We start from the raw sequence: 22729 nt of genomic DNA on the forward strand, positions 1-22729 counted from the left end.
GATTTCGTACAGAGCCTAACAAACCAAAATCTATCCTAGAAATGACAGGATTTGTTTAGCATATTTTCCAGCTTGCGGAATCCTGGACTCCTTGAGATATTTTTCCAGATACCCTCCCCCTTTTCTTGCAAGCAAAAACTCTATTGCATTAGCCAACAAAAATCCTGGGGCATACCCCAAATTTTCACTCTCAGATTCATTATCATCCTCGTCCGGCTCTTCACCCACAGGGTACTCCTGCTCTTCCGGGACGCCATCTAGAGCCTTATACTTTCTAACTGAATAGCTTCTTAATTCACCCGACATAGTCTCGAATGCAGATTCAAGCTCCTCAATCGACAAGCCCGACCTTTCAAAAGCTGCCGCATCAAAGTCCTCAAACAACTCTGAAAGCTCTTCACAAATAGCAATCCCAATTTCTTTTTTTAACTGAGAAACTATATCCTGGTATGCTTCGGAACTAACAATACCATTTAAAATAATTGAATTCGCACTCACCAGACGTCTACTCCTTTAACAACTTTGATCAAATCGTATCCAACATGGCGATACAGGTCCACGGCCTCATGTTCCCATGGTGTAAGCGAAAGCAGATTATCTTTATCATGTACGCCGACCCCGCCAACTCGTTGAGGGATATCATTATGATGGAGTTCCAAAGACATTTCCTTTTTGGTCACTGCAAAGGTTTTTCTGTTCCTTACTAGAACAGTCATTTTAGGTGCCTTACCTTCCGCCATCCGAGCAAGGTTAGCAGGGGAATATGCCTGAGTAGGAGCTTTAGCCTCAGCTTTCCAGTAGTTCTTACGCGCAGTCCCCCAGCACTCCCATCCCCAAGGATCAATCCAACCCGTTGGGTTCGGTACGTATCGATAAAGGTTGAACCCTCCATCCAATCCAATCGGATCCTGCGTTACAAACCGCCCCACTTCCGGATCGTAGTACCTAAATGTGTTGTAGTGCAGCCCAGTCTCGTGGTCAAAGTACTGACCTTGAAACCTCAGATTCTGCTCGACGTCATTGGCTTCGAGCTGTTCTATCTCCCCCCACGAACGGTACGTCGCCTGCCAAACGATCTCTCCATCACAGTTGGTCATCTCCAGCGGCGTACCGATTTGGTCGGTGTGGAAGTAGTAAAGCTTTTGCTCCTCGCCCTCCGTTTGATCGATGCGTGCCAACGGCGCATAACTACCTGGCTCGTAGATATACAAACTGCTCTGCCCCGGCACCTCCTCCCGCAACATCCGCAGCCCTTGCCAAAGAAAGTGTTTCTGCTCGGTTTTGCCGTTGACCTCCGACTGTTTGGCTACCCGCCGCCCGAGGCTGTCGTAGCGATACTCGCCCGTGCTTTCCAGCTTGCCGTTGACTAAGGTCTCGGCACGAACCAGGCGGTTCTCGCAGTCATAGCTGAAGCTCTGCAGCTTGCCATGCCCCGAGCGCTTCTCGATCAGGTTGCCCCAGGGATCGTACCGATACTCCTGATCCCGCCACTGCCTGATGCGGTTGTCCTTGACCTTGTCGAACTGGCTGGTATTGAAGTTCAGCCGGTTGGCTGCGGCGTCGTAGCGGAACTCTTCGCTACCGAGCAGCGAACCGGTGTCACGGCCTTTTAGTTGGCCATTGGCTTCGTACTCGTACTTGATCTCGCCGCGCAGTTTGTCCAGGGTGTGCACCAACTCACCCGCCGGATCGTACTGATAGCGGCGGTGAACCGGGTTGTAGGCATGTTCCAACAGCAACGAGGTGTTGATCCCGCTGTTATGCACCTGTGAGAGTTTGTCGGCAGGCAGCTTCGATGCAAATTGCCACGCCTTGCGTCCCATCGCGTCATAGCCGAAGCAACTGGTGAGCTTGCCCTGGGTGCGGTACACCTCGCGGTGCAGGTCATCGCGCTCCATGTCGCTGATTACCTGGCCATCGAGGTTCAACTGGTGCAGGTGACCGCTGCCGTAATACAGATGGTTGATCTTACGGCCGTCCGGCAGGGTCAGCGTGGTCAGGTTGCTGAGTGGGTCGTACTCGTAGCTCAGGGCTCCATCGGCAGTGATTTCCTCAGTCAACCGGCCCAGCAGGTCGTAGGCGTATTCCAGCTTCTCTTCGGTTACCCCCAGTTGCTTACCGGTCATGGTTGGCTGGCGTTGAATACTCAGCAACCGGTCACCGTCGTCATACTCATACTGCTGACGCGCATCGCGATTGAGCTTGGCAATCAGGCGACCAATCGCATCCCGCTCGAACAGCGTCTCGCGTTGCGGCTGCTCGCCATTTTCGCCATAACCGATTTCATCAACGCGGGTCAGGTAACCGCCCTCGTTATAGCTGAAACGCCGCGTCAGGTTATCCACCCGCACCTCTTCGCTCAGCCGATCCGCGGCATCGTAGGCAAAGCTGTAGGTCGCATTGTTTTCGTTGACCAGCGCGGTCAGGCGAATGGCCTTGTCGTACTCGTAACGTATCTGCTGCCCTTTGGCATCCTGGCGGCTGCTCGGCAAGCCCCGTGCAGTCCGTTGCAAGCGGGTGATCTGGCCCTTGCCGTCGGCGTGGCTGAGCACCTGGCCATAGACGTTATAGGTAAAGTTTTCCGCAGTGCCGTCCGGATGGTTGATGCGCAGGACTTCACCGTCCGGCTTGCGCTCCAGCGTGGTGGTCTGCTGCAACGCATCGGTCACCGCCACCAGGTACTGGCGCTCATCGTAGCGGTAGCAGGTACTTTTGCCCGAACAGTCCTGATAACGCTCGACCTGGGCCTGGGTGTTCCACCACAGGTACTTGGACTTGTGGTTGGCGTCGATGATGGTGTGCGGCAAACCATCGTCGCTGTTCAGGTACTCGGTCGACTGGCCCAGGGCATCGATCTCGGCGAGCAGGTTGCCCTTGTCGTCGTAACGCGCCTGCCAGGTGCTGCCGTCCGGGTAACCGACCTTGGTCACCAGGGTGGTCAGGTGGTGGTAGTCGTAGCCGATGGTGCGGCCCAGCGGGTCGGTCTCTTCAAGCAGGCGGGCAAATTCGTCGTACTTGAATTGCAGGCGGTTACCGTCCGGCAAGCTCAGCCCGACCATGTTGCCGTTGTCGTCCAGCTCGATCGCGTAGCGCTCGCCGCCATAGTCGCGGCTGGCGATCACCCGGTGGTCGGCGTTGTAGTGCACCTCGAGTTCACGACCGAGGACATCGGTGGCCCAGCTGGTGCGCCCTTCGAGGTCGTAGCGAAAGTGAAAGTGCTCGCCGTCGCTGGTCCAGTGCTCGACCACCCGTGGCTGGCCGCCGAGGGTTTCCCAGCGGTAATGGCAACCCAGGCCCAACGCGTTGCTGTGCGTCACCATCACGCCGTCGGCGTAGCTGAAGCTGCGCACGCTGTCGCCGTTGCGGTTGATCACCGTGCTGAGCTGGCCCTGCTCGTCGTAGCGGTACTGGGTCAGGGTTTCGACCGCCTGGTTGTTGACCACCCGTTTGATCTCGGTCAGGCGACCCAGCGGATGGTCGTAGTGCAGGTGCACGCGAATGCCGCCAGTGGCGCTGATGTCGGTCAGCGCACCTTGTGCGGTACGGGTGAAATGCAGGAAGTGGCCGAGGGCGTTTTCGATGCGCTGCAGCGGCACCTGGCTGTCGTCGTCCGGCACTTCGCCGAAGTAGAAGAACAGGTTGTCCAGCGTTTGCAGGAGGTAGTGGCCGCCCTCGGTGCACACCAGGTACACCTGCTCGTGCGGGTTGTAGATGCGCTCGCCCGGTTGCAGGGTGACGAACGGGATTTCACGGCCCTGGTTGTCGGTGAGGTAGATGAAGCTGCCGCGCCGACGCAGGCTTTGCTCCCAGGGCAGCACCCAGCCACGGCCGAGCACGCTGTCGACACTGAGGTCGCTGGCGTAGAAGCGCGACCATTCGATCGGCATCAGGCCCGGCAGGCTGAAGTCGACTTCGTCGGGGATCAGTTTGCGCCCGGTGGTGAGATCGACCGGGTTGCCGACCAGGCCACCGATGGCCTTGCGCGCTACCGGTTCGACCACGTAGCGGCTGGCCACCTCACCGGCGACGAAGCCTGCGGTGAACTTCAAGGCGCAGGGCATCACGGCTTTCATGCCGGCCTGGGTACCGGCCTTGATCAGTTGCGCGATGCCACCGGCCGCACCGGCAATGGCCATCAGTACATCGACGGTGGTGCGCAGCCATTTGGGGATCTCATCGTCGACCGGCAGGTAGCGGTAGGTGCCGCCGCCGATGATGACGTTGTCCGAACCGCCAGAAATGGTGGCGCCGCAGGTCAGCTTGTCGCCCTTGCGCGCTGCGGCCGAGCTGTTGATGAAGACGTTGGTCGAGCCTTCGGCAATCTGCACCGGGCCTGGATGTTTGTCGCATGCCCCCTGGCTTTTCTCGACCCGTGCGGCCTTGCGGCTGTTGACGAAGACATTCGGTGAGGCAGTAAGTATCGTCCCGGAGGGGGATGAAAACATACTGCCTATGGCCTCCCCGGCGGCGGTCAGCAAGCTGCCCCCGATGCCCGCTGCCAAGCCGGCGAGCAAGGCCACGCCGAACCCGCAGGTGAAGGTGGCGATGGCCACCGTGGCAATCAGCGCGATGCCCAGGGCGGCGCCGATCAAAAAGCCCCCCAATGCGCTGGTGTGCGAAATCTCGTCGCCGAACCTGGCCGCTTCGAACATGAGGGGTTACTCCTGTTCGCCGGATTCGGTGCTGGTCTCGACCGGGTTGCGCGGGGTGAAACTGGCCAGCAGGTTGTCCCAGTCCTGGTTCTGCTGGGGGCTGAAATCGGCTTGTGCGGTGGTGGAGAAAATCAAGGCGCGTTCAGGTGTCAGTAGGAACGCCGCCTGACGCTGGTACAACGGCCGTCCCTGGTTCATGTAGTAGGCATCGATCTGCAGCCCTTCGATGGGGGCGCTGCTCGAGAGGCTGACGTCCTTGCTCCCCATCCGGGTATAGCCACGCAATTTGGACGTGAGCATTTTTACCTGGCGGTCGACATACGCCTGCAACTGTTCACCGGGCAGTAGCGTGTCGCGCGAGATGGTGATGCTCAACGGCGCGGGAATACTGGCCCCGAGCACGAACATGTTGACCGTGCGATCCTCAAAACCTTGCGGCAGCGCGATGCCACCTTCCTGCAGCTCATAGTCCATGCGATGAAAATTCCTGGTATCAAAAAAGGGGGTTACGTCAGCGCAGCGCAAGGCCGTCGAGCAGGCGATCGAACTCCGTCAGCCACAAGCTCAGCCCGGGCCTGGTCGGATCGATCACGCATGAAATATCCAGCCACTGCACGATGTCCCGGCCTTCGACAGGCACAAGTGCGCCCACCAGACGACCGTGCCGTGGCTCATGGCCTGCGCTGAAATGAAAATCCACGGCCTTGGCCGCACTCCCGGCAATACGGCAGTCACGCTGACGGATCACCCGCATCTGCGGGTTGAGTTCGTGAAGGCTCCGGGTTGCTGCCGCGAACAACTGCTCGAGCGTTTGCCCCGGACGCACATCGCGCCGGCGGATCGTCAAGGTGACCGGCTCACCGTCATGTTCGAGGGTGGTGTTGATATCGCGAAAGCGAAAACCGGCCGGGAACATCAGGTTGAAGCCGGCAAATGTGAAGCTGCTGGTGACGTCCTGTAACGCAACAGGCTCGGGTTCTGGTTCAGGCTGTGGTTCAGCCAGGCGAGCAGCCTCGACCAATGCTGCAATGCGCGCAGCTTCTTCCTGCGCGATACGCTTGGCGGAAATGCGGTCGTAGATCGACGGTCTGCTCATCGCCTGCGGCCTCAGTCGTTGATCCGGACTGTAGCGCCGGTGATGGTGGTGGTTTCGCTACTGGTGGTGGTGATGACCTTGCCCTTGATCTCGATGCCATCCGGGGTGAGCGTGATGCTGCTCTGCCCTACCTGCAGGATGATGTGCTGCTGGGCGCTGACCTGGATGAACTGGTTGTCCACCTGCAAGGTGTACGAACCCTCCTGGATCTGCACCACGGTGTCTTTCTTGACGATCTCGGTGTGAGTGCCACCTACGGTGATCCTGCGGTTGTTGCCGACATCATGGCTTTCATCGAGCTCGATCTCGGTGTCCATGTTGCGCTCGGCGTGCATGATGATCTGCTCGGCGCCGGCCTTGTCTTCGAAGCGGAAGAAGTTCGCCGTGCCGCCATCGCCTTTCATTGAGCGGGTGAGGAAGCCACTTTGGGTTTTGTTGGCCGGCAGCGACCACGGCGGGGTGTTCTGGCTGTTGTAGAGGCTGCCCATGATCAACGGGCGATCGGGGTTACCGTCGAGGAACACCACCACCACTTCGTCACCGACCCGCGGGATCTGGATGCTGCCGAAGCCGCCGCTGGCCCCGGCTTGGGCGACGCGGACCCAGCAGGAGCTGTGGTCGTTGAACTGACCATAGCGGTCCCAGTGGAACTGCACTTTCACCCGGCCCAACTCGTCGGTATAGATTTCCTCGCCTGGCGGGCCAACGATGATGGCGGTTTGCGGCCCATTGATCGAAGGCTTGCGGGTGGCCAGCTGGGGACGGTAGGCGATTTTTTTCCGCACACAGATGAATTTGTTCAGGTAACCGGCCTGATCGCCGGTCATGTAGTTGTTGCTGCCCTGGTGCTCGACACTCAACAACAAAAACTGGCGTTTTTCTGCGCCCCCCAAATCATGCTCGTAGTGTTGCGTCAGCTCGAAGGTATAGCCGGGCTTCATGGCTCGACAGTTACTGTCGCCATAGAAGGTTTTGCCCATCAACTCAAGCGCCTCGATGCGGTTGCGCACCATGACTTCACCGTCTTCGTAAGTGCCATGGGTGTACTGCCCCGGGAAGTCGTAAATCTCAAAGTTTTCGACATCGCCCTGCTGATTGAGGCTCTGCATCGATACCGGAAGGAAATTGCGCGGCTGACGATAGTCAAAAGTCCGGACTGCAATTTTGCCTGACTGCAACTGCCGGGTTGCATGCCACTGAGTGATCGAATCGGCAGTCTCGGTGACCGAAGCGCTATGAAAGCGGATCTTTGGTTGCTCCGGCAGCGGCACCAGTGTGCTGGAGTCATCGGTGATGACCATCACGTGCGAGTCGGCAGTGTGTTCGAAGTAATAGAACAACCCTTCGTTTTCCAGAAGGCGCTGCACAAAATTGAAGTCGCTCTCGCGATACTGAGTGATGTAACTGTGCTGCTTGAGCGATTTGCTCAAGCGAAATTCGTACTTGGGCAAGGTACCGAAACCGGCGAACACTTCGCTGACGACGTCTTGCACCGTTCTGTCCTGGAAGATGCGAGAGTCGAACCGGCAGGTGAGCATCCACAGCCAGGGTCCAAGCACCGCCGCGTAGCGCACAAATCCGCCGTCGCTGCCTTGGGTACTGAAGCGATTGATATAGCCATTGATGTAGCGCTGAGAACCATCCGCCAACTCAATCTCGACAGTTGCCGGGCGACCGATCAACGACTTGAGTTTCACATCGGCGCGCTGGCTCAACAGCGAGAGGTCGAGCTGGAACAAACGTGACAAACCTTCGCCGCCAGAGAAATTCTCCAGTAGCAGGTGTTCCTCGTTACCTTGGGCAAAGGTGTTGAGCTTGAACAGCCGCCTGTTCTGCGGGCTTAGCATGGAAAGAAGGTCCGTCAACATGGTGCTCTCCTTGAGAACTGAATTACTGGCAGACCTTAACGGCCGGCTCTTACAGCAAAAATCCGGCCGAGCAGAGACGCCGCGCGCTTCTCTCGGATTTCTTCGATGTTCATGAAGGTGTAATGGCAGCGTTCGCGCGCTTCACGTTCTTTTAATTCCCTGAAGGCGGCGATGTTGTTGCGATAGTAGAAAATGACGAACAAGGAAAGAGCCACAACTGCAGAAACCAGTGCCGCAGTAGATACATTATGAGATTTAAACACAGGATAGATCATACTACTCAGGCCTGCAGCCAAACCGCTTAGCAACACAGTATTCCTACCGCGCGGAGCAACTTCAGTCACTTCTACACGTTGCCCACGAACAACCAAATTATCTTGTTGACTACGCCACTGATAAGCGGCCACATAGGCAATCACAGCAATAATCACTGGAATACAGCCAAACGCAACCGAGATCACAGGACCTAGCTTTAACTCTTTGCTTGCCGTCATTAAAGCACAAACAAATCCTATGACCGGAGCAAGCCCAAGAATACTGAAAAGTCGAAAAGCCGCAAACCTCCAGAACCGCTCAGTGCGATAGGCGCATTCGATACACCAATAGGCCAACCCTATACAAGCAATTACAGCAGGAACCGTCAATAGACCGGGCAGAAGAGCTGCGGCAAAAAAAGCAAACATAGTAAAAAAAAACCACGTAGCCAATATCCTGGAAAAGAAGTCTTCCGCCTCAATCGCGAACATAGATCAATCCTTCCCTGTCAAATGGCTGCCAATGGAGGCACCAAAGCCCGTGCCATCACCTGATTTTCTGGCAGACCTTAACGGCCGGCTCTTACAGCAAAAATCCGGCCGAGCAGAGACGCCGCGCGCTTCTCTCGGATTTCTTCGATGTTCATGAAAGTGTAATGGCAGCGTTCGCGCGACTCTTTCTCTTTCAATCCCCTCAACGCGGATATACTGGAACGGTGATAGAACACCATAAACAGCGACAACACGATAGAGATGAACACCACGACCGAATATGACGTATTGTGGGCTTCGAACACCGGATAAAGTAAACTCCCCAATCCCGCCCCCACTGCACCAACGCCCCAATGATGTTGCTGAGCACTTTCAACAACAACGACACGCTGCCCACGCACATGTAAGGAACTGTGTTTACTTCTCCAGGCGTACATTACTGCGTAGGCAGCTCCAGCGATTATAAGCGGCACACTACTCAGCGCTACAGATGCCAGAGGACCTAACTTCAATTCTATATGTGAAACAGCTAAAGTCATGACAAAAGCTATTGCCGGAGCAAGTGCAAGATTTGAAATCAGCCGAAATGTTGCGTACCTGCTAAATCGTTCAGTACGATATGCGCAGTCTACAGACCAGTAAGTCAACACCAACACTGCAATTACGACTGGCAAGATCAATACGACTGGCTGGATACCAGCAGAAAACACCAATAGCATTGAAAACAAAAACCACGCTGAAAAAATTTTCAGAAAAAAACGCTCGGACTCAACAGCAAACATATATCAGCCCTTCCCCGTCACAAAGTCACCCAGCGAAGTTCCCCAGCCGGTCAAGCTATCACTCATCACTAATTGAATAGCCACACCCATGAGCAAACTTGCCGTAATTACAACAATAGCGGGACCACCAACAAATGCTGTAACGAGCACACCACCGACAAACGCCATGCCATTGGTAGGCTGACTATAGGCCGATTTCTTCAAGAATTCATCAACGCTAGATGAACTGTGCATATCAAGCGCTAACTGTGGACCAAAAGCCAACAGCGGCCCTGCCAGGTTGCCTGTCAGGACGCGCCCTACGCCCCGCTGACTATAAGCGGCACTGTCGACATGAGCAGTGGCACTCAAGGCTTTGGCTGTATTATAAGCTTGAAGATGAACAACATCACCCACCACCTTCCCGGAAACTCTGTAGATACTGGCTTTCGCAGTGGTGGGCACTTCAAAAAACAGATGCCCGCCAATTCTGATCAGTTTTATCCTTCCACGAAAAGCTCGATGCGCCGATACACTCCCGGGCTTTCCGCGCGTGGCAGCCCATTGTTTAAGCTTCTTTCTGGTCGCATCGGTCAAGTCAAGTAACTTGTCGACCTTAGTAGCCTTCGACCCGGCATGAACAACACCGCCAACACTGGCAAGCGTGCCGGTCAAATTCGCGGTCGAGAACAGCAGAGGGCCAACAACCGGAATAGATTCGGCTTTATTTTTTATAGCCAGCAACTCTTTACCGCTAATTCTACCAGCAGCTTTAAGCTTACCCAGCAGAGTATGAAGCATTAGTGAATACTCTTCTGCTTCTTGCTCGCTCAATTCACTTTTGGCGGAACTGAGCTCGGCGATCAGAAACTCAGCTGCACTCAGATCATCAACGGCATAAGTGCCGCCGATATCCAGGATCGAAGGAAAGGCGCGTGCGGCGACATCGCTTGGCCATGGCAAGGCTCCATCACCAAGCAGTCCATTCTGAGGCCCGACACCCATCGGGTCGGCAGCAGTGCATGGATAGAGTCCATTTCTCACACCACATCCCCCAGCGACCCAAAGCATAGCACCGTGGAGCGATACAACCCTGCAGTGAAATCCATAATCCCGCGTATCTCCTTGAACGCCCGCCTGGCAGGTTTTGCTGTGCCAGCAACGCTTTGGCCACTGTTACTTTGGCGAATGGCACCCCGCAGGGCTATCCGGTTGCGGCTATCCGGAGAGTGCCCACCCCGGAACATATGTCGTGTGAGGAACAGCAACTCGACGAAGAACGGATCCAAAGGAGACACCCGGAAAATCAGCCTGTCAATCCATGGCATAACGACACCATTCACACGAGAACCCGCATCAAACAATGTGTTTTCACTTGCAGCCTGACCGTAAAGCGCCCTCGAGTTTTACCAACTGGCGAAACTGTAACTACGAACTTCCCCCGCACTTAAGCGCGGAGTGGGCGTAGATCAGGCATCGGGATTTGGACTGACCTTATCTTCGGGCAAGCCCGCCCCCGTCCAGATGCCCCCTATCTCCCAGGCGCCTTGTTCACTTTCGAAAAACCATTCTCAAAACGAACCTGGTTCACGTTTCGAAAAAAATCCGCGCATCGAATTGGATCCAACAAGATCCATCTAACCATTTGATTTTGCTAAATAAAATATATTTAAAGAACCAAAAAGCCACTATTTCATAGCACAAAGACATCATTGCGACGCATCACAAAATCGCGAAAAAATCGGCGGATGCTCTGGAACTTCTCCCCGAGGAAAGTGCCCTACAGGACATTGCTGGCAACTCGATATTCATTTGCCAGCACCACTCCCACAACCTCAGCGAGGTGGGTGGGATGTGTAATTCAGCTTCCCTGCGTACCGGTGTTACGGGACGAACAAGAAGGCTCAAGGACGATGCACCGATGACACAGACGTTTGATGTCGAAGCACTGATCAGGCTGCGTAGCCAGACCCGGGTGATTTCCGATGCGCTGAAGGCGCAAGCGTCGGACTATCTCGCGACCCTGGCCCTGCTGATCCGTCCTCAGACGCTGTTCGGTGAGTACCTGCAGGGCGCGCAACGCAGCAGCGGCCGCGAAACCCAGCACCACTTCAAGGAGCTCATCGAGCTCTACGAGCGTATCGGCTCGGCCTCCCCTTTCCAGATGGTCAGCGAGCTGGAAGTCCCGCTCAACCTGATCAGCTCCACCCCCGAACTGTTCCCGCTGGAATACGACAAAGTGCTCGCGCAAAGCGGTCAGAGCATCCGTATCACCAGCCCGGTGCGCTGGGTCGTGGGCTTCAGCTCTTTCGACCTCGCACAGTTTCGCAGCGTGATCAAAGACCCCAATCGCAGCAGCGCCGAGTTGTACCGTTTCGTGGTGCATTACCTGGTGTTGTTCTACTGCCTGAGCAAGTCGCCCGGCTTGAGCCGCCTGTTCGAAGGCCTGCGCTTTGCCCTGAGCTTTGAACGTCTCAAGGGTTTTGGCGACTTGCCGTTCTGCATCATCAGCTCGCCGGTACGCTCGGAACTGCCCGATGAATCCGTCATCCGCAGCAGCACGCAGATTGCCGGCAACACCAGCTTCGAAGAGCTGGTCAGCCGCGACAACATCTTGGAAATGAATGATGAAATCCGTCAGCGCCTGCTGCTGACGATCGAAGGACTGTAACCCGCGGTCAAGCATAAAGACCGCTACGCAAACGATTTGCAGCGCATTGCTCGCACAGGAGATCACGATGGCGAAGAAGGAAAGTACCCAGCACAAACTCGACCGCGTCCGCGCGCCTCGGGTCCATATCACCTATGACGTCGATATCGGCGATGCTCAGGAAAAGAAAGAGCTGCCGTTTGTCGTCGGTGTGCTGGGCGATTTCTCCGGCAACCCGCTGGAGCCTTTGCCCAAGCTCAAGGACCGCAAGTTCGTGTTCATCGACCGCGACAATTTCAACGGCGTGCTCAAGGGCATCAAGCCGCGCCTGACCTACCGCGTCGATAACACCCTGGCCAAGAACGGTACCCAGCTGGGGGTCGAGCTGAACTTCAACAGCCTCGAAGACTTCGAGCCGCAGAACGTGGTCAAGCAGGTCGAGCCGCTGCGCAAGCTGCTGGAAGTGCGCAACAAGCTGGCGGACCTGCGCAACAAGATGGGCGGCAACGACAAGCTCGAAGAGCTGCTGATGGACGTGTTGCAGAACACCGAGAAGCTCAAAACCCTGGGCAAGGAATTCGGTCGCGACGCCGAAGTTCCCGCCAACGATCGCAACGCGTAAGCAGGAGCCTGACGATGACCGACAAGCAAGCCGTGCCACAACAGGCCAGCGATCTGGTGGAAGTGGAAGCCTTCGCCCCGCAATCCTCGCTGCTCGACAGCATCATCTCGCAAAGCCGCGTGGCCCGCTCCGAGACCGAGCGCACCCGCACCCGCGACCTGATCGGCGAGCTGGTCGGCCAGGTGCTGGAAGGCGAAATGACGCCGAGCAAAGACCTGATCGCAGTGCTCGATGCGCGTATCGCCGAGATCGACGCGATGCTCTCCGAGCAGATGAACGAAATCATGCATGCCCGTGAATTCCAGCAGCTGGAAGCCTCCTGGCGCGGCCTGAAGTACCAGGTCGACCAGACCGAGACCAGCACCACGCTGAAGATCCACCTGCTCAACGCTTCGAAAAAGGACCTGGTGCGCGACCTCAAGGCCGCCTCCGAATTCGACCAGAGCGCGCTGTTCAAGAAGATCTACGAGGAAGAGTACGGCACCTTCGGTGGCGCCCCGTTCGGCATGTTGCTGGGTGACTACGAGTTCAACCGCAACCCGGAAGACATGTACCTGCTCGAAGAGATTTCGCATGTTGCCGCGGCCGCCCACGCGCCGTTCATTTCGGCGGCTTCGCCGGAGCTGTTCGGCTGGGACTCGTTCACCGACATGGCAGGCCCGCGTGACCTGGCAAAGATCTTCGACACCGTCGAATACGCCAAGTGGAAGTCGTTCCGCGCCTCCGAAGACTCGCGCTATGTCGGCCTGACCCTGCCGCATGTGCTCGGCCGCCTGCCCTACGGCCCGGATACCACCCCGGTGGAAGAATTCAACTTCGTTGAAAGCGTCGACGGTCGCGACCACAACAAGTATCTGTGGATGAACGCCGCCTATGCGCTGGGCACCCGGGTGACTGACGCGTTCTCGCGCTACGGCTGGTGTGTGGCGATCCGCGGGGTCGAAGGTGGCGGTCTGGTCGAAGGCCTGCCGACCCATACCTTCAAGACCGATGACGGTGAAATCGCCCTCAAGTGCCCTACCGAGATCGCCATCACCGACCGCCGCGAAAAAGAGCTCTCGGACCTGGGCTTCATTCCGCTGGTGCACTGCAAGGGCACCGACTATGCGGCGTTCTTCGGTACCCAGTCGACGCAGAAGCAGAAGCAGTACAACACCGACATCGCCAATGCCAACGCGCGGTTGTCGGCGCAGCTGCAATACATTTTCGCCACCTCGCGTATCGCCCACTACATGAAGGCGATCATGCGCGACAAGATCGGCAGCTTCGCTTCGCGCAAGGACGTCGAGTTGTTCCTCAACAAGTGGCTGGCCAGCTATGTGTTGCTCGATGACACCGCCAGCCAGGAAGCCAAGGCCAAGTTCCCGCTTCGCGAGGCCCGCGCCGAGGTCTTCGAGGTACCGGGCAAGCCAGGTGTGTACAAGGCGGTGACGTACCTGCGTCCGCACTATCAACTGGATGAGCTGACCGCTTCGTTGCGGCTGGTCGCCGAACTGCCGCAATCGACCCGCGGCTGACCGACGACTGTTTTCAAGGATGGAAAACATGAGTAACCCACACCGGCTGTTGCCTTCGCTGCTGGACCGATTGCTGGACGACCGCCCGTATCAATCGGCGGAAGCGTCCGCGCAGCGCTCATGTTCGCTTGCCGACTACAAAGCCAGCATCGTTCGTGACCTGGAGATTCTGGTGAACACTCGCCAGTCCCTGGTTGCCAACGAGCTGGAGGGGTTCACCCACCTGCACGGCACCATCCTTGACTACGGCATGCCCGATTTCATCAGCAAGAGCGTGCTCGACCCGCAGGATCGCGCGTTGATCCAGCGCCAGCTGGAGAAGGCCATTACCACTGGCGACCGACGCTTTCGCAGCGTCCGGGTGCAACTGCTCGCCCAGCAAAACGGCCATCGCATGTTGACCTTCCGGGTAGACGCCGTGCTGCGTCTGCAGGACATCAGCCGCCACGTCTCGTTCGACGCGGTGCTGCAGGTCAATACCCAGGAATACAAAGTGCAGAACCTCAACTGATGCTCGACGATCTGCTGCCCTATTACGAAAAGGAACTGTCGCACCTGCGCTTTCTCGGCCAGGAATTTGCTGCGCAGTATCCGAAAATCGCCTCGCGCTTGCTGATCGATGGGGATAACTGCGAAGACCCGCATACCGAGCGTCTGATCGAGGCCTTTTCGTTCCTCGCCGCACGGGTGCACAAGAAGCTCGATGACGAGTTTCCCGAGATTGTCGAATCGTTTCTGGAAGTGCTCTACCCGCATTACCTGCGCCCTACCCCGTCGATGTCGATCGTCGAGTTCAACCTGGGCAAGCAGGAAAAGGTCACCGAAGCCTATCGTGTCGCACGCCACACCGAACTGCATGCCAACCCGGTGGAGGGCGTGGTGTGCAAGTTCCGCACCTGTTATCCGGTTGAAGTCTGGCCGGTCGCCGTGCAACAAGCCTCTTTCATCGAAATGGAACGCTCGGCTTTCAACGGCCATAGCGCCGACCTCGTCGCACGCCTGCGTATCCGCCTGGCAGCCACCTCGGACGTGATGTTCGGCAAGATGGAGATGGACAGCCTGCGCTTTTTCCTCGACGGCGAAAGCACGCTGATGCTGCAACTGTACGAGCTGCTCTTCAACAACCTGGCCAAAGCCACCCTGAGTTTCGAGGATCAGGGCCGCAGCCGCGAAGTCGCCTTGCCGGCCGATGCGCTGAAAGCGGTGGGCTATGGTCGCGACGAAGGTCTGGTCGACTATTCCGAGCGCTCGTTTCTCGGTTATCGCCTGCTGCACGAGTACTTCACCTTTCCCGACAAGTTCATGTTCTTCGACCTGTCGGGCTTCTCGCGCATTCTCCAGGGCAAGGACGTCGATCAGGTCGAGATCAACTTCTACTTCGCCGACTACGACCTGAGCGAACGCCTGGCGCGGCTGACGCAGAACATCGGGCGCAACAACTTCAAGCTCAACTGCACGCCGATCATCAATCTGTTCCGCCAGCAGGCCAAGCCGATCAAGTTGTCGCACACCCAGCACGAGTATGCGGTAACGCCCGACATCCGCCTGCACAACGCCGCCGAAGTGGTGTCGATCGACCGCGTGCGCCGGGTCAGGAAGCTCGGTGGCATCGATCAGGTCGGCACCTGCCATCCGTTCTTCGAACCGCGTGAAGACCAAGGCCAGGACAACAGCTTCTGGATCGCCCGCCGCCACGCCCAGCGCGAAGGCTCGAACATGCTGATCCGCGTGGTCGATCGCGACCTTGAGCTGATCGATGGCAACAGCGACACCTTGAGCATCAGCCTGACCTGCAGCAACCGTGACGTGCCACTGATGCTGCCCTTCGGTGGCGAACGCGGCGACTTCAATATGCCCGCCAATTCGGTGATCCAGGACATCCGCTGCCTGCGCAAACCCACCGCCTCGGTGCGTGTACCGCTGGGCAACGGCTTGATCTGGCGGCTGATCTCGCACCTCTCGCTCAACCACATGTCGCTGGTGTCGCAGGGGCGTGAAGTGCTGCTGGAGCTGCTGTCGCTCTACAACTACCGCAACGTCTCGGCCATCCGCAAACAGATCAACGGCATCAAAGCCGTCAGCAGCGAACCGGTAGTGGCCCGCATCGGCCACCCGCGCCCCAACTTCGTACGCGGTGTAGGTATCACCCTGACCTTCGATGAAAGCCAGTACACCGGCAGCGGCGTGTTCCTGTTCGGCATGGTGCTGGACCATTTCTTTGGCCAGTACTGCTCGATGAACAGCTTCACCCAATTAACCCTTCGCACCTTGCAACGTGAAAAGAGAGTTGTCCAATGGCCCGCACGAACCGGCGATCAGCCCCTGGTCTGATCGATCAGGCAAGGGCCGAGCCGCACCGATTCGAATTTTTTCAGTTGGTGCGATTGCTCCGCCTGCATTACAGCAGAACCGGGCGCATGGACCTGGCGACCCGACCGCACGAGGACCCGTTGCGGTTTCGTTCGCAGCTGTCGCTGAATTTTCCCGCCAGCGAGGTCAGTGACCTGCACTTCGAACGCGACGGCAAAGTGTCGGCCACCGGTCTGCCGCTGTCGGAAGTCCAGGTCACGTTCATGGGCCTGGTCGGGCCTTCCGGGGTATTGCCGCGCCCGTACACCGAGCTGTTGCTGGAACGGCATATCCAGTACCGCGACGACGCCGCGCATGCCTTTCTCGACATCTTTTCCCATCGCATGACCACGCTGTTCTACGAGGCCTGGCAGAAGTACAAGTTCTACATCGAGCACGAGCGCAACGGCACCTCGGGCTTCGACCGCTACCTGCTCAACCTGGTGGGTCTGGGACCGCAGGCGCAGCAGCAGAAATTCGTGCGCCGCGAGTCGCCGTTGCGCCGTGAGCTGTTCAGTTACTTTTCCGGGCTGTTCAGCCAGAAGCCGCGCAATGCACTGAACCTGGAAGTGATGCTCGGCTTCTACTTTTCGCAGCCCTTCAAGGTCAAGCCGTTTGCCGGTCGCTGGCTGAAGCTCGACGCCGGGCAATGCACGCAGCTAGGGCGCAAGAACGCCCGCCTGGGGCAAAGCGCCGTGGCCGGAAACCGGGTCTGGGACTACCAGTCGTGCGTGCGAGTCGAGCTGGGACCGCTGGCGCTGGCCGACTATCAACGCTTCCAGCCTGGCACCGCGGACTACCGCCGGCTGGTCGAGCTGGTGCGCTTTTATGTCGGCGCAGAACTGGACTTCCACATCGCCCCACGGCTCAAGCCCGAGGCCGTTCCGCTGGCCCGCCTGGGCCGTGGCGGCAACCTTCGCCTGGGCTGGCTGGGCTGGCTCAAACGCCCCGGTGCCGACGTCGAGCCTTCGCGTTGCGCCGTTTTCCATATTCCTTTTGATGGGGTCGCCCTGTGAACCTGAAGTCTCTGTTCGCCAAGCTGAATGAAACCAGCCGCACGGCCACTGAAAGCGCGGCAGCCTTGTGTCTGTCGGAGCAGCATTACGACGTCGAGGTCGAGCACCTGCTGTTGCAACTGCTCGACAGCAACGACAACGACCTGCCGGCAATCCTGCGCCACTACGATGTGGTTGCCGAGCGTCTGCAGGCCCAACTGGTAACGGCGCTGGGCACCTTCAAGAAGGGCAATACCCGTACCCCGGCGCTGTCGCCGCACATCACCCGTATGATCGAACAGGCCTGGATGCTGGCCTCGATCGAATTCGGCCTGGGACAGATCCGTACCGGCCACCTGCTGCAGGCCCTGCTCAATGACGCTGAGCTGCGTCGGGTGGTGATCGCCTCTGCGCCGGAGCTGGAGAAAATCAACGCCGACCACCTGCGGCTCAACCTCGCCGCGCTGGTCGAAGGCAGCGCCGAATCAAAGCTGGCCAGCCCTCTCGCCAGCCCGGCCGCGCCTGTCGGTGCTGCCGGCAAGGTCAATGGCAAGACCCCGGCACTCGACCAGTACACCATCAACCTCACCCAGAGCGCCCGCGAAGGCCGGATCGATCCGGTGCTGGGCCGCGAGTTCGAGGTGCGGCAGATGGTCGACATCCTCACCCGTCGCCGCCAGAACAACCCGATCCTCACCGGTGAAGCCGGGGTCGGCAAAACCGCCGTGGTCGAAGGCCTGGCCCTGCGCATCGCTCAAGGTGACGTACCGTCAGTGCTCAAGGACGCCGCCCTGCACACCCTGGACCTGGGCTTGTTGCAGGCCGGGGCCGGGGTCAAGGGCGAGTTCGAAAACCGCCTCAAGGCCGTGATCGAAGAAGTCAAATGCAGCCTGCACCCGATCATCCTGTTCATTGATGAAGCGCACACCCTGATCGGCTCCGGCGGCCAGGCCGGGCAGAACGACGCCGCCAACCTGCTCAAGCCGGCCCTGGCCCGCGGTGAGCTGCGCACCATCGCCGCGACCACCTGGGCCGAGTACAAAAAGTACTTTGAAAAGGACGCCGCCCTGGCACGCCGCTTCCAGGTGGTGAAGGTCGAAGAGCCGGATGAAGACAAGGCGATCTACATGCTCCGTGGCCTGCTGGGCAAGATGCAGGAGCACCACAAGGTGGCGGTGATGGACGAAGCCCTGGTCCAGGCCGTGCGCCTGTCCAACCGTTACATCACCGGCCGCCAGCTGCCGGACAAGGCGGTCAGCGTGCTCGACACCGCCTGTGCACGCATTGCCCTGGCGCAATCCGCGCAACCCGGAGCACTGGAAGACTGCAAGCGCCAGATCGACAACCTGCAGGCGGAAATCAGCGTCCTTGACCAGGAAACCACTAAAGGTCACGACCACGCGCGGCGCCTGACCGCGCTGCAGGAAGCACTGCAGGCCGAGCAGCGCCAGTGCCAGCGCCTGGAACAGCAATGGCAGCAGGAACTGGAGCTGGTCGAACGCCTCAAGGCCCTCGATGCCGCGACAGCCGAATCAGCCGATGCCAACGATATCGCCGCGCTGCGCGCCGAACTGAGCCGCGTACAAGGCGATCAACCGCTGGTGCATGCCCTGGTCGATGCCAGTGCCATTGCCCAGGTAGTCAGCGGCTGGACCGGTATTCCCCTGGGCAAGATGCTGCGTGACGAGATCGACACCGTACAACGCCTGCCGGCCTTGTTGGGGGAGCGGGTACTGGGCCAGAACCACGCCCTCGACGAAATCGGCAAGCGCATCAAGATTTCCCGCGCACGCATGGAAGACCCCAACAAACCCATCGGCGTATTTCTCCTGCTCGGCCCCAGCGGCGTTGGCAAGACCGAAACCGCACTGGCCCTGGCCGACACCCTGTATGGCGGTGAGCGCAACCTGATCACCATCAACATGTCCGAGTATCAGGAAGCCCACACCGTGTCGAGCCTCAAAGGCTCACCGCCCGGCTACGTCGGCTACGGTGAAGGCGGCGTGCTGACCGAAGCGGTGCGGCGCAAGCCCTACAGCGTGGTGTTGCTCGACGAAGTGGAAAAAGCCCACCCGGACGTGCTCGAACTGTTCTTCCAGGTGTTCGACAAGGGTGTGCTCGACGATGGTGAGGGGCGCGAGATCAACTTCCGTAACACGGTGATCATCCTCACCTCCAACACCGGCACCGAACGCATCATGCAGCGTTGCCTGAACGCCGAGTGCCCGCCGACCCCCGACGCCATCGTCGAGGAGCTGCGCGAGGAGCTGAACCAGGTTTTCAAGCCGGCATTCCTCGGGCGCCTGAGCATCGTCCCCTTCTACCCGGTCCAGGACGCCATCCTCGAGCGCATCGTGGCGCTCAAACTGGAGCGCATCCGCAAACGTTTCGAACGCAATCACCAGGCCGTACTGAGCTACGACGACAGCCTGGTCAAGGCCATTGCGTCGCGCTGCACCGAAGTCGACAGCGGTGCGCGCAACATCGACAACATCCTGTCCAGGACCCTGATGCCGGAACTCGCCCAGCGGGTGCTGGAACGCATGGCCGAGGACCGTCCGATCGAGTGTCTGACGATCGAACTGGGCAGCGACGGCGATTTCGCCTACCGCCTGGCCTGAGCGAGTACCTACAGGTAGCCACCATGGAACACAGACAAACAAGCAAGCCGCTGGCAACACCAAGGCAGATCAAGCACCTGGCGGCACTGGCAATGATGCTGGTGATCGCCGGCTGTGGCGTCACCGACCGTATCGGCAAGCGCATGGACGACACCTGGGCCGCCGACATGCTCGCCGATAGCGAGAAAGTCATCCTCACCGCCGACGGCGGCAATCAGCTGAACCCCGACGCCAGCGGTACGCCGTTGTCGGTGGTGATGCGCGTCTACCAGCTGACCACGCTTGAGCGCTTCGCCTCGACCGACGCCGACAGCCTCTGGGACGACCCGAAGAAAGCCTTGGGCAACACCCTGGTCGAAAGCCGCGAGATCACCCTGCTGCCGGGCATCGGCCAGATCGATCAGTGGCCGCTGAGCAAAAGCGCTCGCTACGTCGGCGTGGCCGCGTTCTTCCGGGTGGATGACAACGGCCGCTGGAAAGTCGCCTTCGACGCCAACTCGCTGCGCAAGGACGGCATCTGGTTCTCCTCCGACGGCTTGCGGGTGCTGGTGGACAACACCGATATCACCGCCCTGCGCGGCGTCGATGTGTTGAACAAGCCGCCCTCCGCCGAGCAGTTGGCCGCCGCCCAACAGCAGGCCATTGAGCCGGCGCAGAGCAGCATCACCGACAAGGTTCAGGACGCCCTGCTGGAAAAGGCCGGGGACGCCGCCGGTCAGTCGGCGCAGAAAGCCATGGATTCAACCTTCAACTCTTTATTGGAAAGCGTCAAATGAGCAAGCAGAGCCGGGTGATGTGGTCGGAAGGCATGTTCCTGCTGCCCCAGCACTTCCAGTACCAGGATGAATACCATCAGCATCAGCTGGCTGAGGCGACGCTGCGCAGCACCCCGTTTCACTGGGGCGTGCAAGCCTTGCAGGTGGACGAGGATGCCCTGGCCAACGGCTCCCTGCAGCTCAAGCGGCTGAAACTGGTGTTCCCCGATGGCAGCCTGTTCGACGCTCCGCAGCACGACCCGCTGCCCGCTGCCCGGGACCTCCAGGACCTGCTCAAAGGCAATGACCTGAAAGTCTACGCGGCGCTGAAACTGCCCGAGCCCTTTGGCCTGAACTACGTCGAGGACGGCCAGGAGCACAAGAGTGCGCGGCGCTTTCGCAAACAGTTCGATACCCTTCCCGACCTCAACGAGGGCGACCTGGAAAACGAAATCACCAGCCTGCGCCTGAACGTGGTGATGCTGGTCGATGGCGACAACCTCGACGGCTACAGCTATTGCCCGATTGCCAAGCTGTCGCGCAATAACATCGGCGGCTTCAACCTCGACCCACATTTTGTCCACCCCACCCTGCACCTGGGCAGCCACGACACCCTGGTCGGCATGGGCAAGCGTCTGCTCGGCGCACTGCACGCCAAGAGCAAGGCACTGTCGGGGCGGCGGCGCGAACGTGCCGACCAGATTGCCGAGTTCGGTTCCAGCGATGTCACCCTGTTCTGGCTGCTGAACACCGTCAACCGCGCCTACCCGCAGCTGGCGCACTTGCTGGCCCACCCACGCCTGCACCCGGAACGCCTGTACCTGTTTCTCGCCGACCTGGCCGGCGGCCTGCTGACGTTCACCCTCGACACCCAGCTCAACGACATTCCCGTGTACGACCACCACGACCCGGCGGCGGCGCTGGTCAAGCTCGACGAGATGATCCGGGTGCTGCTCGACAACGTCGTCCCCAACCAGTGCATCGTCATCAACCTGACGCAAACCAAGCCTTCGTACTGGCAAGGGCAGTTACTCGATCCGCGCCTGAGCGAGGCGGATTTCTACATTTCGGTGCACGCCGACATGCCCGGCGCCAGCCTGCTGGAGCTGGTGCCGCGGGCCTTCAAGGTGGGCTCGCCGGAAGACATCGAAGTGGTGGTCAACAGCGCCATGCCCGGCGTCACCCTCAACCACTCGACGCGCCTGCCCAACGCCATTCCAGTGCGCCTGGACAATCAGTACTTCGCCATCGAGCCCCATGGCCTGGTCTACGAGCGAATGATGAATGCGCAGACCATCTGCTTTTACGCGCCCAGCGCCTTTACCAACCTCAAGCTTGAACTGATGGCGGTACTCAAATGACCGAAGCCGTAATGCAGGGCGCCGTCACGGCCGCCAACGACAAACCGGGCCTCAAAGACCTGGTACAAGACTTCATCAGCATGGCGCTGATCGTTCGCCGTGGCCGCCAGGTGACGTCGGTCAGTGCCTTCGAAAGCAGTGTCGAGCGCTTCTTCGCCGAACTGGAGCGCGATGCCCGCGCAGCCAACTATAGCGTCGAGCAGGTCAAGGATACCCAGTACGCCCTGTGCGCCTTCCTCGATGAAAGCGTGCTGCGCTCGGGCGATAACGAACTGCGCCGGCACTTCGAGCTGCAACCCCTGCAGTTCCGCTATTTTGGCGTGCACCTGGCCGGTCAAGGCTTCTTCGAGAAAATCGATACGCTGCGCGCCGACGTCAAGCACAACCTCGACGTGCTGGAGGTCTATCACCTGTGCCTGGCCCTGGGGTTCGAAGGCAAGTTCAGCCTCGGCCAGAAGGACCAGTTGCGCTACCTGGCCAATACCCTGGGCCAGGACATCGCCCGCTACCGCAAACCGCCCAAAGCGCTGTCGCCCGACTGGGCATTGCCCGATCAGGTGTCAAACATGCTGCGCTACGAAGTGCCGGTATGGGTGTACCTGGCATTGATCGCACTGGTCTGCCTCGCGGTCTACCTGACGCTCGACTGGTTGCTGGACAAGGACGTCGCGGCGCTGGCCGAACACATCAGCCAGCTGTTCAGTGCCTGAGCACAGGTCAGGTAACCGGGTCAGGA

General features: G+C 58.9%; 18 protein-coding genes. 10 read left to right on the forward strand and 8 right to left on the reverse strand.

Annotated features, from left to right (window positions below):
• Positions 1-30 precede the first annotated feature (30 nt).
• From ACO6VD_RS10880 to ACO6VD_RS10915, 8 genes are all read right to left on the reverse strand, one after another.
• A complete protein-coding gene (locus tag ACO6VD_RS10880) occupies positions 31-498 on the reverse strand; it encodes a hypothetical protein (protein ID WP_422418948.1) in 468 nt (155 codons plus the stop codon).
• The gene (locus ACO6VD_RS10885) at positions 495-4652 is read right to left on the reverse strand and encodes an RHS repeat-associated core domain-containing protein (RefSeq protein WP_422418950.1); all 4158 of its coding nucleotides are present in this window, start codon (positions 4650-4652) and stop codon (positions 495-497) included. The genes ACO6VD_RS10880 and ACO6VD_RS10885 overlap by 4 nt, the downstream gene beginning before the upstream one ends.
• A gap of 6 nt (positions 4653-4658) precedes the next feature.
• On the reverse strand, positions 4659-5126 hold the full coding sequence (locus ACO6VD_RS10890; protein ID WP_422418952.1) for a DcrB-related protein: 468 nt from the start codon (positions 5124-5126) through the stop codon (positions 4659-4661).
• 37 nt (positions 5127-5163) lie between these two features.
• Positions 5164-5748 (reverse strand): hypothetical protein, encoded by a 585-nt coding sequence (locus ACO6VD_RS10895; RefSeq protein ID WP_422418954.1) that lies wholly within the window; start codon positions 5746-5748, stop codon positions 5164-5166.
• Positions 5749-5759: 11 nt separating this feature from the next.
• Complete coding sequence (gene tssI, locus ACO6VD_RS10900; RefSeq protein ID WP_422418955.1) at positions 5760-7616, reverse strand: type VI secretion system tip protein TssI/VgrG; 1857 nt, start codon at positions 7614-7616, stop codon at positions 5760-5762.
• A 35-nt stretch (positions 7617-7651) separates the two neighbouring features.
• Positions 7652-8362: a hypothetical protein gene (locus ACO6VD_RS10905; protein ID WP_422418956.1), complete on the reverse strand. Its 711-nt coding sequence runs from the start codon at positions 8360-8362 to the stop codon at positions 7652-7654.
• A 77-nt stretch (positions 8363-8439) separates the two neighbouring features.
• The gene (locus ACO6VD_RS10910) at positions 8440-9144 is read right to left on the reverse strand and encodes a hypothetical protein (protein WP_422418958.1); all 705 of its coding nucleotides are present in this window, start codon (positions 9142-9144) and stop codon (positions 8440-8442) included.
• A gap of 3 nt (positions 9145-9147) precedes the next feature.
• Entirely contained in the window at positions 9148-10086 is a 939-nt protein-coding gene (locus tag ACO6VD_RS10915) for a hypothetical protein (RefSeq protein ID WP_422418959.1), read from the reverse strand.
• A gap of 958 nt (positions 10087-11044) precedes the next feature.
• On the opposite strand from ACO6VD_RS10915, the gene ACO6VD_RS10920 reads away from it, so the two are divergent.
• From ACO6VD_RS10920 to icmH, 10 genes are all read left to right on the forward strand, one after another.
• A complete protein-coding gene (locus ACO6VD_RS10920) occupies positions 11045-11794 on the forward strand; it encodes a hypothetical protein (RefSeq protein WP_422418960.1) in 750 nt (249 codons plus the stop codon).
• 67 nt (positions 11795-11861) lie between these two features.
• Complete coding sequence (gene tssB / locus ACO6VD_RS10925) at positions 11862-12395, forward strand: type VI secretion system contractile sheath small subunit (RefSeq protein ID WP_045183942.1); 534 nt, start codon at positions 11862-11864, stop codon at positions 12393-12395.
• A 14-nt stretch (positions 12396-12409) separates the two neighbouring features.
• On the forward strand, positions 12410-13912 hold the full coding sequence (gene tssC, locus ACO6VD_RS10930; RefSeq protein ID WP_157192117.1) for a type VI secretion system contractile sheath large subunit: 1503 nt from the start codon (positions 12410-12412) through the stop codon (positions 13910-13912).
• Between the two features lie 28 nt (positions 13913-13940).
• A complete protein-coding gene (tssE, locus tag ACO6VD_RS10935) occupies positions 13941-14423 on the forward strand; it encodes a type VI secretion system baseplate subunit TssE (RefSeq protein ID WP_400170856.1) in 483 nt (160 codons plus the stop codon).
• Positions 14423-16243, forward strand: coding sequence for a type VI secretion system baseplate subunit TssF (gene tssF / locus ACO6VD_RS10940; protein ID WP_422418962.1), 1821 nt, complete (start codon positions 14423-14425; stop codon positions 16241-16243). Before tssE ends, tssF begins: the two co-directional genes overlap by 1 nt.
• The gene (tssG, locus tag ACO6VD_RS10945; protein WP_422418964.1) at positions 16207-17277 is read left to right on the forward strand and encodes a type VI secretion system baseplate subunit TssG; all 1071 of its coding nucleotides are present in this window, start codon (positions 16207-16209) and stop codon (positions 17275-17277) included. Before tssF ends, tssG begins: the two co-directional genes overlap by 37 nt.
• Positions 17274-19877 carry a type VI secretion system ATPase TssH gene (gene tssH, locus ACO6VD_RS10950; protein ID WP_422418966.1) on the forward strand — a complete coding sequence of 868 codons (2604 nt, stop codon included), beginning with the start codon at positions 17274-17276 and terminating at the stop codon, positions 19875-19877. Before tssG ends, tssH begins: the two co-directional genes overlap by 4 nt.
• A gap of 92 nt (positions 19878-19969) precedes the next feature.
• The gene (tssJ, locus tag ACO6VD_RS10955) at positions 19970-20653 is read left to right on the forward strand and encodes a type VI secretion system lipoprotein TssJ (protein WP_422419039.1); all 684 of its coding nucleotides are present in this window, start codon (positions 19970-19972) and stop codon (positions 20651-20653) included.
• Entirely contained in the window at positions 20650-21993 is a 1344-nt protein-coding gene (tssK, locus tag ACO6VD_RS10960; RefSeq protein ID WP_422418968.1) for a type VI secretion system baseplate subunit TssK, read from the forward strand. The genes tssJ and tssK overlap by 4 nt, the downstream gene beginning before the upstream one ends.
• Positions 21990-22703, forward strand: coding sequence for a type IVB secretion system protein IcmH/DotU (gene icmH, locus ACO6VD_RS10965; protein ID WP_400170851.1), 714 nt, complete (start codon positions 21990-21992; stop codon positions 22701-22703). Before tssK ends, icmH begins: the two co-directional genes overlap by 4 nt.
• Positions 22704-22729 lie beyond the last annotated feature (26 nt).

It is taken from the genome of Pseudomonas sp. GZD-222 (assembly GCF_049310525.1).
Lineage (GTDB): Bacteria > Pseudomonadota > Gammaproteobacteria > Pseudomonadales > Pseudomonadaceae > Aquipseudomonas.